This is a genomic window from Heterorhizobium halophytocola (assembly GCF_017873095.1).
Lineage (GTDB): Bacteria > Pseudomonadota > Alphaproteobacteria > Rhizobiales > Rhizobiaceae > Allorhizobium > Allorhizobium halophytocola.
Genome location: NZ_JAGGJU010000013.1, coordinates 41,032 through 53,330, shown reverse-complemented (window position 1 = coordinate 53,330; position 12,299 = coordinate 41,032). Strand labels below are relative to the sequence as shown.

At 58.6% G+C, this 12,299-nt stretch carries 14 protein-coding genes and 2 pseudogenes; 4 read left to right on the top strand and 12 right to left on the bottom strand.

From position 1 onward, the window contains the following. The first annotated feature begins 24 nt into the window (after positions 1 to 24). The 3 genes from J2Z17_RS20975 to J2Z17_RS20965 all read left to right on the top strand — a co-directional run bounded on the left by J2Z17_RS20975 (position 25) and on the right by J2Z17_RS20965 (position 1,647). On the top strand, positions 25 to 549 hold the full coding sequence (locus tag J2Z17_RS20975) for a sigma-70 family RNA polymerase sigma factor (RefSeq protein WP_209947916.1): 525 nt from the start codon (positions 25 to 27) through the stop codon (positions 547 to 549). Then, the gene (locus tag J2Z17_RS20970) at positions 546 to 1,322 is read left to right on the top strand and encodes an anti-sigma factor family protein (RefSeq protein ID WP_209947914.1); all 777 of its coding nucleotides are present in this window, start codon (positions 546 to 548) and stop codon (positions 1,320 to 1,322) included. Before J2Z17_RS20975 ends, J2Z17_RS20970 begins: the two co-directional genes overlap by 4 nt. 157 nt (positions 1,323 to 1,479) lie before the next feature. Next, a complete protein-coding gene (locus J2Z17_RS20965; RefSeq protein ID WP_209947912.1) occupies positions 1,480 to 1,647 on the top strand; it encodes an SDR family oxidoreductase in 168 nt (55 codons plus the stop codon). A gap of 324 nt (positions 1,648 to 1,971) precedes the next feature. Here J2Z17_RS20965 and J2Z17_RS20960 read toward each other — a convergent pair whose 3' ends face one another. The 10 genes from J2Z17_RS20960 to J2Z17_RS20915 form a co-directional block, all read right to left on the bottom strand. Beyond that, on the bottom strand, positions 1,972 to 3,105 hold the full coding sequence (locus tag J2Z17_RS20960) for an AGE family epimerase/isomerase (protein WP_209947910.1): 1,134 nt from the start codon (positions 3,103 to 3,105) through the stop codon (positions 1,972 to 1,974). Positions 3,106 to 3,145: 40 nt separating this feature from the next. Then, positions 3,146 to 4,459 (bottom strand): glycoside hydrolase family 130 protein, encoded by a 1,314-nt coding sequence (locus tag J2Z17_RS20955; RefSeq protein WP_209947908.1) that lies wholly within the window; start codon positions 4,457 to 4,459, stop codon positions 3,146 to 3,148. A 38-nt stretch (positions 4,460 to 4,497) separates the two neighbouring features. Beyond that, positions 4,498 to 6,777, bottom strand: coding sequence for a glycosyltransferase family 4 protein (locus J2Z17_RS20950; protein WP_209947906.1), 2,280 nt, complete (start codon positions 6,775 to 6,777; stop codon positions 4,498 to 4,500). Between the two features lie 97 nt (positions 6,778 to 6,874). Continuing rightward, on the bottom strand, positions 6,875 to 7,036 hold the full coding sequence (locus J2Z17_RS20945; protein WP_245224275.1) for a hypothetical protein: 162 nt from the start codon (positions 7,034 to 7,036) through the stop codon (positions 6,875 to 6,877). A gap of 58 nt (positions 7,037 to 7,094) precedes the next feature. Beyond that, the gene (locus tag J2Z17_RS20940; RefSeq protein ID WP_342454444.1) at positions 7,095 to 7,508 is read right to left on the bottom strand and encodes a hypothetical protein; all 414 of its coding nucleotides are present in this window, start codon (positions 7,506 to 7,508) and stop codon (positions 7,095 to 7,097) included. Positions 7,509 to 7,956: 448 nt separating this feature from the next. After that, positions 7,957 to 8,244 carry a DUF1488 family protein gene (locus tag J2Z17_RS20935; protein ID WP_209947901.1) on the bottom strand — a complete coding sequence of 96 codons (288 nt, stop codon included), beginning with the start codon at positions 8,242 to 8,244 and terminating at the stop codon, positions 7,957 to 7,959. After that, positions 8,241 to 8,645 carry a hypothetical protein gene (locus tag J2Z17_RS25315; protein WP_245224254.1) on the bottom strand — a complete coding sequence of 135 codons (405 nt, stop codon included), beginning with the start codon at positions 8,643 to 8,645 and terminating at the stop codon, positions 8,241 to 8,243. The genes J2Z17_RS20935 and J2Z17_RS25315 overlap by 4 nt, the downstream gene beginning before the upstream one ends. 409 nt (positions 8,646 to 9,054) lie before the next feature. After that, positions 9,055 to 9,936 (bottom strand): DMT family transporter, encoded by an 882-nt coding sequence (locus J2Z17_RS20925; RefSeq protein WP_209947899.1) that lies wholly within the window; start codon positions 9,934 to 9,936, stop codon positions 9,055 to 9,057. Between the two features lie 293 nt (positions 9,937 to 10,229). Then, the gene (locus tag J2Z17_RS20920; RefSeq protein ID WP_209947897.1) at positions 10,230 to 10,535 is read right to left on the bottom strand and encodes a type II toxin-antitoxin system RelE/ParE family toxin; all 306 of its coding nucleotides are present in this window, start codon (positions 10,533 to 10,535) and stop codon (positions 10,230 to 10,232) included. After that, positions 10,519 to 10,827, bottom strand: a complete 309-nt coding sequence (locus J2Z17_RS20915) for a type II toxin-antitoxin system RelB/DinJ family antitoxin (protein WP_209947894.1) — start codon at positions 10,825 to 10,827, stop codon at positions 10,519 to 10,521. The genes J2Z17_RS20920 and J2Z17_RS20915 overlap by 17 nt, the downstream gene beginning before the upstream one ends. A gap of 626 nt (positions 10,828 to 11,453) precedes the next feature. Between J2Z17_RS20915 and J2Z17_RS20910 the strand changes: the two genes are divergently transcribed. Next, positions 11,454 to 11,624, top strand: coding sequence for a hypothetical protein (locus J2Z17_RS20910; RefSeq protein ID WP_209947892.1), 171 nt, complete (start codon positions 11,454 to 11,456; stop codon positions 11,622 to 11,624). Between the two features lie 193 nt (positions 11,625 to 11,817). Here the strand turns inward: J2Z17_RS20910 and J2Z17_RS25310 are convergent. Together J2Z17_RS25310 and J2Z17_RS25305 are read right to left on the bottom strand one after the other, a co-directional pair. Further along, positions 11,818 to 11,947, bottom strand: a pseudogene (locus tag J2Z17_RS25310) (IS3 family transposase); the annotation flags it as partial. Next, positions 11,931 to 12,122, bottom strand: a pseudogene (locus J2Z17_RS25305) (IS21 family transposase); the annotation flags it as partial. The pseudogenes J2Z17_RS25310 and J2Z17_RS25305, both read right to left, overlap by 17 nt. Between the last annotated feature and the right edge of the window lie 177 nt (positions 12,123 to 12,299).

The window sequence follows — 12,299 nt, the reverse complement described above, 5'->3', positions numbered from 1 at the left end:
CAACCCACGGGAAGCGGATGTGCGATGGATGATCTTCTCTCTCAGGTCGAACCGATGATCCCGGCATTGCGGCGCTATGCCCGGGGTCTTGTTCACGACGCGGTTGCCGCCGACGATCTCGTGCAGGATTGCCTTGAACGCGTGATCTCTCATTGGTACCGGCGCAAAAACGATGACGCCCGTACCTGGGTGTTCGCAATCCTGCATAATCTCGCGGTCAACCGACTGCGGCAAGCCGCCCGACGCGGTCGACAGGTCACCATGGAGGAGATAGGGGAAGGTCTGATGTCCCATCCTCCGACACAGGAGGACGAGCTTGCAAGAGCGGATGTCGTCTCGGCAATCGAACAGTTGCCGGAAGAGCAGCGTAGCGTGCTGCTACTGGTATCGGTCGAAGACCTCAGTTACGCCCAGGTCGCCGACGTACTGGCGATCCCGATCGGAACCGTGATGTCGCGACTGTCGCGTGCGCGTGAGCGGCTCCGGCACATCTTGGAAAATCCTGCCAGGGGCGCTAGACCGGGCTCGCATCTGCGGAGAGTGAAATGACAGCCAGGCCAATCACCGAAGACGACCTCCACGCCTATACCGACGGCCGGCTCGAAGCTGCACGCAGGGACGAAATTTCCGCTTATCTCGAAAAGCACCCGGACGTTGCCAACCGTTTCTCCTCCTACAGCGCCCAGCGCACAATTTTGCACCGCGCCTTCGATCCCATCGCCGACGAGCCGATCCCCACCAGGCTCAATCTCAATCATATGATCGCCACAAGGCGGCAAAGCAGGGTTTCTAACTGGCGGCTTGCCGCAGCAGCCGTCGTGCTTCTGGTCGCCGGAGGATCCGGCGGCTGGTACATGCACGATATGACGCTCCCCCCAACCGAAGGTGTGGTCGCCCTCGCCCGGGAAGCCTCTGACAGTTTCGTCACCTATGCAGCAGATCGGACAAGGCCGGTCGAGCTTCGGGCCGATAATATGGTCGAGCTGGTAGATTGGGCGACGGAAAGAATGGGGCAGAAACCTGTCATGCCAGACCTGTCGAAGTCCGGTTACCGGCTGATGGGCGGGCGCGTTGTTTCTACGCCTCACGGCGCCGGTTTGATGCTGATGTATGACAATGATCAGGGCACGCGCCTTGTCATGTTGACGAGACCGATGGCTGTGGACCAGACGCGGACCATGACGCCCCATTCCCAGGGCAAGGTTGACGGCTGGGCCTGGGCATCGAACGGAATGGGCTACAGTCTTGTCGGCTCGTTACCGTCCGAAGCGCTGCACCCGCTCGCTGACGATATTCGCAGGCAGGTACAGAACCAGGCCTGATCGTCAGCTGGCGTTTTTTTAATAAAAACCAACTCGGCGAGATTGTTTCGCCGATTCGATAGCTCCAAAGGCAATGTCGTCGCAGGTTGGAGGGGAAAGAGCCTATACTCCTTCAGCAACGGCAAGGAGGATTCCTCCAAACTCCGCTTGCAAGACCATGTTTGAAGACCAGTCGATTGCTGATGACGTGCCCAATCAAATTCCTATCAGTCCCCTTGGCACCATGGCGGAGGTCGCCTCTGCCGTTGTTTTCCATGCATTGGATGGAGCGGATTTGGTGACCGGACATCATTTCCTGATGGATGGGGGATGGACTGTCTGGTGATCCTGATGGTTCGTCAGTCGTTCGCCTTGAACAGAATCGAACCGGCGATCTCGTCGTCATGATACTCGTCCGCATAGGTTCTCATGCTCGAACATAAGTCTAGACTCGGCGGTATGACTGGAACGGGGCCATGAGCGGACTGTCTGAAGTTGGGGTGCCGCAAGCCGGAACCGACATTCAAAAGTCTGGCGGCTTGGTCCGAGCTCGGCCCAATGCTGGCAAAAGGGTTCTTCGTCGTTATGGTTGAGCTCGCCCCTCCAGACTTTGGAGGTCGGACCACACCACCTACTGTTCAGCAATTTCTGCGTTTCAGGTGTAGCAGGTTCACCGTAAATCCCCGGCTGAAGCCGCAATGGTCGTCCAAAGGTGATACAGAGAACTGGCCGGGATCGTGCTGCTCAAGGGCGTGCCGTTCAGGTCCAGACGATCGTGCCAGCAGCCATGCGGCACGCCCGTCATGTAAGCAGCAAGGATTGCGGAGGCCACGTCGTCCGCCCCTGTCCGATATCCCGGAAAGCCAAATCGCTCATGGAGCGCCATGAAAGCCTTGAGCATCTCCACTTGCGGCCACAGGCGCCGTGACGGGCTAATCGCCTTGTCTACTACGGATACGGTATCGACCAGGAAAAGCGAGCCGGGCATGCGCCCGACGGCCAGCGCGGTCGAGAACAGATCCAGGCATGTCTTGGTGTTGTCGCTGCGAGCGAGGTTATCGTGACGAGTGGTCAACCAGACCCACTCGCACATGTGACCTGGCTCCAGCCGATCGGATCCGTATCGGTCGGCAAGCTCCCATTGGGGGCCAAAAAATTCGTGGAGCGTCCCATTCGGTCCTACGAGAAAATGCGATCGCAACAGTGCGAAGGCCTTGCCTTCCGACCTCATATGCTTGGGGGTCCGGTTGTTCTCGCACAAGGCCAGTGAGGCTTCGAGGTAGTGCATGTGCGGGTTCTGGCGGCGAGGAAGCGTGCCGTCGCTGTCTTCCGCCCAGCCGCCAAAGGGGTCTGTCAGGGTCCGGTCGACCGCCAGGATCGTCTGGTCGATGTCGTGTCGGTAGACGTCCTTGCCGGTCGCCGTCAGCAGCCAGGAGAGAGCAAGCAGCACACAGGCATTGTCGTAGAGATCGCGAACAGGATCGGTAATGAGCTCGGTATGGCGGTTGAAGCCTCTCACATAGCCGGAGCGCTTCCCGCTGACCCAGGCGACGCGGTGCAGGTTGGCGAAGGCCCGTTCTGCCATGGCGAGCGATTCTGAGGGGGCAAGGCCGAGATGGGCCGCATGGGCGTGAACATAGATCTGACGGGCCACGGTTCGGGTCCGCACCTCACCTGATTTCTGAGACGATCCATCCAGCTCCAGGTATTCGACGAATTGGCCGCAGGTCTCATCAAAGCCCGATTTGCTCCAGGTGGGCAGAATGTCGTCGAGAAAGACGCGTTTCAATTGCTGGACGCTCATGACCGATCGCGTGGTGGGGCCGCCCACCCACTCTCCGCATTCACAGGGCAGTCCCGATGGGATGCATTGTGTCCAGAAGCCTGCCGATCTTGATCGTGGTGAAGTTGGAATAGGTATCCGAGACGGCATATGGCAGCGCGATCAGATCGCCATGCCGCATGGCACCGCAGGAATAGACGACGTTCGGCACATAGCCTTCCCGCTCCGTTGGTTCGGGTTGCAGCAGCGGCTCGACCGTCCGCGACAGGATGATGCTCGGGTCGTGCTTGTCGAGCAGCGTCACCCCGATCGCATAGCGCCGCATCGGCCCGACCCCGTGGGTGAACAACAACCATCCCTCGTCGATCTCGATAGGCGAGCCGCAATTGCCGATCTGGACGAATTGCCAGGCAAATTCCGGCTTCATCAGCAGCCGGCCTTCGTCCCAGTGATGCAGGTCGTCGGAATAAAGCAGATAGAGGTTTTCGCTATCCTGCCGGGCGACCATCGCGTAGCGGCCATTGATGCGCCGAGGAAAGAGCGCCATGCCCTTGTTGCGGGCAGCAGCCCCACGCAGCGGCGTCATGGTGAAGTTCAGGAAGTCGGTCGTCTCGAGCAGTTCCGAGCGGATCGAAGAGCCGCTATAGGCGGTATAGGTTGCAAAATAGGTCGTCTTGCCTTCGTCCTCGAAAGCAACAAAGCGGGCATCCTCGATACCGTTCGACTGCGCCTCGGTCACCGGAAAGATGACCCGCTCGCTGAGATCGCTTTCCTCCTTGAAACTGAGCCCGATGCGGCCCGCGACCGCCGGCCCGTCGCCGGCACGTGCGCTCGGCAGGCTTGCCAGTCGCGCCGGCGCATCTATGGCCACCGCTCCGTCTGCATCGATCACCCCTGACCGGAAGGTGAGCGACGAGATGTGTCCCTCTCCGACGGCCCGCAGACTGAGGATCAGACGGCGGCTTCCAGCCGTAACGCCGGACTGATCCGGATGCGGGACGACGCTCGGATTGAAAAGGGCGGCAGACTCGAACGAATATTCATTCAGGAAGTAGGCGCCGACCAATTGTCTCTGCTGCTGGCTGAACTTTTTATGGTGGGCAAAAGCATCCTCCATCGCATCCGCCCGCAACTCGAACTGTCGCAACAGGTTACGGTGCCTGCCATCGAATTTGGCCAGGATGTCGCGCAACTGGTTTGCCGTCGAGGGCGGGTCAAGAGACAGTACGCGATCGACAATTTTGCTGGCCCTGCTCTTGTTCTGTGGGTTGAGATGCTGAGGTTCGGACGATGGCTTGAAGGGGCGGACGATAACCCGTGTCGGATCAGGCTTCAGATAGAGCGCCTGCCGATTGACAAGACTGGACTGGGACAAGATTGATCCTCCCGGGGTTTTCGCATGGGTGGGGCCGGTCATGACAATTGCCTGACGCCTGCTCTTGGAACCTCGGGGCTCAGCATCTGGTTGGCATGACCGATCTCGACGCAGGAGATCAGGTAGCAAAGTACGGACTCGGCACCCCGGTTCTCGTTGGGGCGGTCCACATGCAGGCCGTCGCGGCAACTGCCCGTCTCCGGGTCCACGAGGGAGATGCCATGATCATTGCTGCCCGTGAACCAATCGAAGGCCGTGTTCGCAGCCTCGATCCAGCTCCCGTCCGATGTCGCATCGTAAGCCGCGAGGCAGGCGGCCACGGTGGCCGTAGCCTCGACCGGTTGCTGATCGAACGGCTTCGGCGGCTGCCCGATGTCGAAGAAACCCTCCGTGCCGATGGCGCGGAAATGACCCGCCTCCCCCGTCTGCTGGGTCATCAGCCATCGGAGCGTTTCCACACCGGTCTGGACAAAGGCCGGAATCTTCGTCGCAACCCCCGTCGCGATCAAGGCCTGGCTCAGGCGGGCATTTTCATAGGACAGCCCCGCCTCGAACCAGCGGCGCCCGCCCTTCGAGACACGACGTTCCAGACCCATGAGATTTTCAGCATGCCGAATGCGCAGCATACGGGCATGGGGATCCTCAGGATTGACGGCGCAGTAATCGTTGAGACCGAGAAGCGTGAAGGCCCAGGCGCGCGGCGAGCGAAACTTGAGTGTAGCGGACATCCCTTTGGCAAAAAGTGTTTTCGCCCAGCGACGGCGCGATGCGTCGGTGTCCGACAGGGCGCAGGCCCCGAGCGCCCACAGGGTCCGCCCATGGCTGTCTTCCGAGCCTTCGTCCTCGAGCCAGCGGCGGTCGTAGCTCATGAAGTTGCGAAAGCGGCCGCTGTCCGGATTCCATGCGTGTTCGACAAAGGCTGCGAAGGAGGCCGTCATCCGGTCTGCTATACCCATCTCGCCGGCAGCCGAGAGGAGCGAGGACAGAAGCAGGGCTCGCGCATTGTCGTCGACGCAATAGCCATGCGACCTGTCCGGCACGGAGTACACCGCATGCTGGACTATGCCCGTGTCATCACACATCGTGTGCAAATGGCCGAGCTTCAGGGCCGTTTGATGCGGGGGCCGCTTGATCCGCGAAGAGATCAGGTCCCGGACGAGCTTCGGCCGATAGGCCGTCTTCGCCTGTGTCATGCTGTCGAGATACAGTGAGGCGACATGGGACCAGATCATCGCGCGACCGGCATCGTAGGCGCGTCTTCGCATCGCCGTCCTGGCTTCGTCATCGCCGAGCAAGTCTGCGATCGCCTTGCCTGTCGCCGGCGCATCGCCGAACGGCACCAACACCCCGCGGCCGTCCGCCAGCAGGCCACGGGCGTGCCAATACGGCGTGGACACGACCGCGCTACCCATACCGAAACTGTAGGAAAGTGTACCCGAGGTCATCTGCGCCTCGTCCAGATAGGGCGTCACATAGACGTCGCACATTGCAATGAAGTCGAGCAGCGTCGGCAGGTCCACGAAGCGATTGAGAAACTGGATGGCATGGTCGACGCCCAGACGCTCGGTGCGCAGACGCAGGCTGTCGCGGTAAGCTTCGCCTTGCTGACGCAGCAGCGTCGGGTGCGTAGCGCCGAGTACGATATACAGCGCCTCGGGGCTTCGTTCGAGGATCGCGGGCATCGCGTCGATGACCACCTCGATACCCTTGTTGGGAGACAGCAGGCCAAAGGTCAGGATGAGTGGCCGACCGGAATAGCCATGCTCGGTCTTGGCCAGGTCAGGGTCGTGAAACGGACGGTCGGGTATGCCATGGGCGATGACATCAATCTTGCGCGGCGCGACGCCATATACTTCCGTTAGAAGCGTGCGTCCCTTCTCCGCCATAACGACGACGCGACTGGAATGCGCCGCGACCTTCTGCAGCACACGGTATTGAGACGGTGTCGGTTCAGCGAGGATGGTGTGGCAGGTCGTGACCACCGGAACTTTAAGGTTTTCCAGAAGCTTCAGAATGAATTCGCCGTCGCTGCCGCCGAAAATGCCGAATTCGTGCTGCAGCGAAACCACATCGAACCGGCCTTCGTTCAGGATCCGAGCGGCCGTGACATAGTCTTCGACACTCTCCTCCCGGATCTCGAAGATCACGTCGCTTGGATAGGCGTAGCTCTGCCCCGCATCCGTTACGGCGACGATGCTCGTCTGCACGGGCTCGACGGCATCGCGCAGCGCCTGGGACAGATCCCCGGTAAAGGTCGCAATCCCGCATTGGCGGGGAAGAGAATTGCCGATGAAGGCGATACGGGTCGGTCTGCTCATTTGCGTTCCCTCCAGAACATGGTGGCGAGTTCTCGCCGGGTAAGCCTGGGACGCAAAGCGCGGCCGCATGGTGGATGCAAGCGCCTCGGGATCGGGTTCAGACCGTTCCGACAGCCTCCAGATCCCGCTCCAGGGCGACGCGCCCCTGATGAAGCTCGGCATTCCAGAGCTTGTATTGCGGGCTGTCCTGATAGACCGGCATGGGAGCGGCGATGGTGTAGGTAACCGCGGCAGCCGGCGACAGCCCCTGCGTGCTCACGAGACGAACCATTTGGCCAATGGTAAAACGGTGAGAAGCCATGATGTTTCTCCAATTTTCAGTGCGTTGTATCGGCGGTTCCGGCCTCGGCGAAAAGGGCCCTATCCTTTTCCAGAGCGGCATCGAGCTCTGAGGGATTTATCGTGACCAAGCTCGTCTTCGCCCCGACTGCGACTTCGATCACAGTGGCCACGCGCCGATAGGCGAGCCAGGAAATTCCGGTAATCTGTTCCTCGTCGTCCTGCACCTGGTAATCGCCGGGCGGATAGGGGCGCTCCAGACCTTCAAGCATGAAGGGGGCATCAAAATGCACTGTTCGTGTCTTCGTTCGCGTAAACATGGAAAGCTCCATTGACTGGGGTGAATGTCGGGTTGTGGCGGCATCGGTTTCAAAACGGCACGTGATCGCAGCGCTTATCGGGCTTGTTCCGGCGGAAGCGCGGATCTGGTCGTCAAGCGATGAATACTGCACTCCGGTTGCCTTCTGGCGCCCGGCCTGATCTCGAAGACGTTCGACCGGGAGGTCGCTGACGTCATCCGCTTGTTCCGGATGTCAGCCAGTATGATCACCTTGTTCGAGGTCTCCATCAGGCACCGCGCTTCCAGGTCGCTGCGACCGTGCCGCTGGGCCGTGGACTTCCGCCTTCATCTTCCCAGCGCAACAAGGCTGCGGCTTCGCCGGACGGGACATTGGCCGGCTGACCGGGTTTGGCGGTTTGCAAGACCCCGCCCTTGCGCAGGCGACGGGTGGCTCGGAGCGCCTGGTCACGGTCCAGAACGCCCGGCTTGCCGTTCCTCAGCATGATGGCAGGACAGTTGTCTGCCCAAGACCATAGTCGTAGAGAAACGCTGCGCTGGATTGAGCACGGTCGGCCATGGCTTATCCTCTTGCGAATTCCCTGCGCCGAGATTGGCGAAGGTCAGGTCAACGACTGGAGGGAGGACCCAAACGCCGCGAAATCCAGTTCGATCGTGTGCCGCCGTCGGGACTGATAGGCCGCCCGAGCCTTGGTCAGGATGTGCTCACGCAGGCGATCGAACGCCAGCAGATAATCCCGTTCCTTGCCGCGGCCCGTTGCCCCTTCACGATCGAATACGGCGACCGGCAAGAGAAAGAGAACCTGGTTCAGACCGTCATGCCCGATGAAACGGATGAGCCCCCGCGTTTCGTCATAGGCGCGGGTAGGGTTGAGAAACAAAAGAGTCACGGCTTATCTCCGGCAGACCCGAGGCTCGGTCGGGCTGCCACGGCTTCATCAGCCCAAAGGTTGACGGCAGAGATCAAACTTTCGGAATTGCGCACACCGCTCTGGTATAATCCAAGAGCGTGGCGGGCCGCATCGCGATCCAGCGGACGCATGGGCTCTTCATATCGGAAGCCGGCATGTTGCAACACATCCCGGATGAGACTTATGTCGAAGGTGTCGATCGGCGTGGGTAGGTCGGAAGACATTTCGTCCTCCTCGATTGGGGCCAGGGTGCGTGCCGCCCAGAAAGTGGGCAGTGCCCGGTCAATGGCTGCCACTTCTATGAATATGGGCCCGCTTATCAGAACTTGCAAGGCCAGTCGAAAACATCCATAGGGCGTGACCGGGGACGCCTTCGTCATGTGGTCAGCGCCGCGCGTCGCTCTCCGGCGCGCATAAAGTCTCCTCACCGGCTGCCCTCAAAGACGGGATGGCTTGCTGTGGCATGTGTTTAACCTGAGCAGCGCGGCTACAGTGATCCAGACACCTTGCCTGGAATGGATGCGGAATAACTGCCGCTCGAGCGCCAGGTTAAAGCAAGGGCACAACGTTTCATCCTCGCTCACTCGCGGCGCTTCGCTGACAGGGCGAGCGGACCGACTGCTTCCGGGTATCCAACCGAACACCTTCAATGGCCGAATTGAAGGCGCACAGCAGAAATCATTTCCGCAAATGGGGCCGGGAGGCGACTGTCGGCTTTATGACGCCCAGCGGGTAAAGTCGACATCGAGGTTCTTTCGGTCGAGGTCTGAGCCGGGCCCAACGCGGACTTCAACTCGGTGTCGATTCAATTTTCTTGGCATTAGGTCGTTGCAGGTTGAACAGATTTCCAACCACGATCAAACCCGCGCCGACTGCAGTGAAGCCAGTTATGGCCTCGGCATACAAGAGATATCCGATTAAGGCCGATAATGGCACCCGAAGATAGTCCATCGGCATCACGACTGTAGCGTCTGCAAGGGCCAACGCCTTTGCCATGCAAAAGTGAGCAAATGAACCGGCGAACGCGAACAGAAATATCCATGGCCATGTTGAAGCCGACGGCCAAAGCCACACATTCAGTGCCGGAGCGAGTCCGATGATCGACTGGATCACGAGCATCCAGAAAATGATCTTTGTGGCACTGTCGGACCGCGTCAGCGCCTTTGTGGAGATGAACGAGATTGCGAATGCGGCAGCCGCTCCAAGCGCTATCAAATGGCCCGGATTGAGAGGGGCTACGCCCGGACGCACAATTAGCGCGACGCCCGCCAGACCAAAAAGGATTACGACTCCCTTCCGCCATGTCAGTTGCTCCTTCAGGAATATCGCAGCCAGAAAAGCAGCCCATATGGGCGCTGTGAATTCTATCGAAATGAGCTGGGCCAATGGAATTAGCGTCAGTCCCATCAACCAGGCATATTGGCCCACGTAGTGGGCAACGTTGCGGCCGATGTGCCTGGGCAGAATCCTGGTTCGCATTGCCCGGATTCCGCCCTCTCGATAAACTAACGGCAACAGCAGAAAAAAGGCGATGACGGAACGCATTTCCATTGCCTGGAAAACGTCAAGCTCGCGGGTAATAATTCGACCCGAAACGGACATGAGCAGTATCAACAACACAGATGCCACCATCCACGCCGCCGCCTTGGCGGTCGATCGACTGTTATCCATGTGGTGAGCTTTCAGGTTTCGAGTGATGGATTGGGAACGATTTCCAGCGTTGGATCACAAGGAACTTTGTTCGGGAACGCCGCCGTCTCTTAAGCTGCTGCAGGCGAAAAGTCATGCCCTCTTATCCACGTTCTCCTTGAGAGTTGCGGCTTCTTTACTCCAGGCCGTGTCCGCTTTTAGGCGTGGGAGATGACGCGCACTACGACCGAAACGCGGGCGCAAAGCTGCAATAGCCTGCGCCTTAAACCAGTTCGAACTGCTGACCCGTTGTTTTCAGGCATCAAGCTCAAAGTCTAGCTAGTTGGCAAAGTGTCGGGCCATTCCTGCGCACCATGGAGGACACGAAGTGTACGAACAGATGCCTCCGTTGCCGCGTATGCCACGACATACGGCGTGCCGCTGATTACCAGTTCGCGCGTGCCAACAATTCTGCCAACACGACCGCTCGCGGGAAAATCAGTCAGACGACGAGCGGCCGCGACGATCCGTTCATCGACAAGGATGGCGGCTGAAGGATTATCTGACTCGATATATGTGAAGATGGCGTCGCGATCCGATAACGCGAACGCAGACCAGGTAGCTTCACGATTTGCGCGCATTCACTTTAAGGCGGGCTGCCGCGCGACGTTTCGCGAAATGGTCCTCGACTTCATCATCTGAGACGTCTGGTCGAGTATCGTTCAATGCTTCAAGTACCTTGGAGCGAAACCAAGCGTCATGGGCCTCACTGCCTGAAAGAAGTTCGAGTGGCAGCATACCCTCGTTGGCCGTCCGAGTGAGCAAGATACGAACCACATCCGATACCGTTAGGCCCACGTTTTCAAGCACGGCGGAGGCGCGATCCCGAACTTCGGCATCGATACGGGTTTGGACGAGTGCGTTTGCAGCCATAGCTATCTCCATTCCAGCCAGAAAGTAATGCAAATGAATGACAAGCGCAATACGAGGTTTCGGTCGTCTTCGCTCACTCGCGTCGTTTTTAAGCTCTTGATGGGATCCCAACCAACCACCCTGTTGTAAACAGACGCCCTTTGTCTCAATGCTTCAGTGGCTGACGTCACCCCCGCCGAGGAGGAATGGCGGACGCTTTGAGCCGGGTGATATCAGCATCGATCTGATCAACGAGCGCATCGAAAAGCTCGCCCGGCGTCACTTGGCAAGGCGGGCTTCGCAAAGAGTCAGAACCAACAGCACTGACCGGAAACTAACTGCACCGCGTTCTAGACCCGATGCTTGCTCTACGCGCGGCATCATTGGTGGTGTTCTGGTTGTCGCTTCTGTTATTTTGCCCACGGGATTTGTGGGGGCTTCCGGAGACGGATTTAAGAATTTTAGAAAGTTCCGGCAACACCTCATCGTTGCACATTTCACGATCCTAATTTACGCTCTGCGCGAGATGGCCGAGCAGCCCCATTGAAATTGTCAATAGTACAGATGAGTTAATTTACGACAATTCGAAATTACAATATCAGACTATTGTCAAATCCTGATTCAGCTAATTTATGATGGGTGCTAATATGAAAAAATATCTCGGAATTGCTGCCGTAATGGCGGCTCTTGTTGCCTCTTCTTCTTCCCCTGCATCTGCCTTTCAGCTTAACGCATATGGCCGTCACATCTGCAACGATGTGCCGTTCATTTTCCAGACGGGGATTCAATCACTGGTATGCTTTTTCGCTGAAAACTGATGGGGTAGAAAATTATGCTCTCCCTCGCGTATTAGGGTCATAACATTTGGACCAGGTACCGAAATGAGAACGCCAGCCAATCGGCTTGCGCAGGCCCCGGTTAATAGCTAGCAACCGGGGCTTTTCTTTAGGTTCGCGTGGCGCGATATGCACAAGTGGGTGAATAGCCCCGAGTTTCCTAGACACCCTCGGGTTAGATTTTCTGCTGCTTCTCGAACTCGACGGGCAATAGCATTCCGCATCTTACATGCTTGCGTTTCCGGGTTGTAGAACATCTCGATGTAGTCGAACACCTCCGGGAATGCTTCATCCCGTGAACAATAGAACATCGCCCTTGGGTTCATTGGTGAGCGTCAGTGCCTGAGGGGCATCAAGGGTCGGCGGCGTGAAGGATTTGCCGTCAACGAGCCGATGCAGCAGGTTTAGCACATGCGTCTTGGTCGGAACGCCAGACTTCAGTGCCATGTCGACGGCAGACAGCACTGCCTCCTCGTCGTTCAGTTCGCCGCGATCGAACTGCGTCAGCCATAGCTGTATGAGGTTGGCCGAATCGCCGTATGTTCGCTGAGCGTCGCGCCGTCCGATTACGCCGTTCCGAATATCCTGGCAAAGCTGCAATTTGAACGGCGTCGAATGCCCTCGATATGGACCTCGGGACTTCATCAGCCTTCTCCG

What these genes read in the sequence shown, in the direction of transcription:
- J2Z17_RS20965 (WP_209947912.1), top strand. Translation starts at nt 1,480, where the DNA reads ATGTTTGAAGACCAGTCGATTGCTGATGACGTGCCCAATCAAATTCCT.
- J2Z17_RS20920 (WP_209947897.1), bottom strand. Translation starts at nt 10,535, where the DNA reads ATGCGCGCAAATCGTGAAGCTACCTGGTCTGCGTTCGCGTTATCGGAT.
- J2Z17_RS20910 (WP_209947892.1), top strand. Translation starts at nt 11,454, where the DNA reads ATGAAAAAATATCTCGGAATTGCTGCCGTAATGGCGGCTCTTGTTGCC.
- J2Z17_RS25315 (WP_245224254.1), bottom strand. Translation starts at nt 8,645, where the DNA reads ATGACGAAGGCGTCCCCGGTCACGCCCTATGGATGTTTTCGACTGGCC.
- J2Z17_RS20975 (WP_209947916.1), top strand. Translation starts at nt 25, where the DNA reads ATGGATGATCTTCTCTCTCAGGTCGAACCGATGATCCCGGCATTGCGG.
- J2Z17_RS20915 (WP_209947894.1), bottom strand. Translation starts at nt 10,827, where the DNA reads ATGGCTGCAAACGCACTCGTCCAAACCCGTATCGATGCCGAAGTTCGG.
- J2Z17_RS20925 (WP_209947899.1), bottom strand. Translation starts at nt 9,936, where the DNA reads ATGGATAACAGTCGATCGACCGCCAAGGCGGCGGCGTGGATGGTGGCA.
- J2Z17_RS20960 (WP_209947910.1), bottom strand. Translation starts at nt 3,105, where the DNA reads ATGAGCGTCCAGCAATTGAAACGCGTCTTTCTCGACGACATTCTGCCC.
- J2Z17_RS20950 (WP_209947906.1), bottom strand. Translation starts at nt 6,777, where the DNA reads ATGAGCAGACCGACCCGTATCGCCTTCATCGGCAATTCTCTTCCCCGC.
- J2Z17_RS20970 (WP_209947914.1), top strand. Translation starts at nt 546, where the DNA reads ATGACAGCCAGGCCAATCACCGAAGACGACCTCCACGCCTATACCGAC.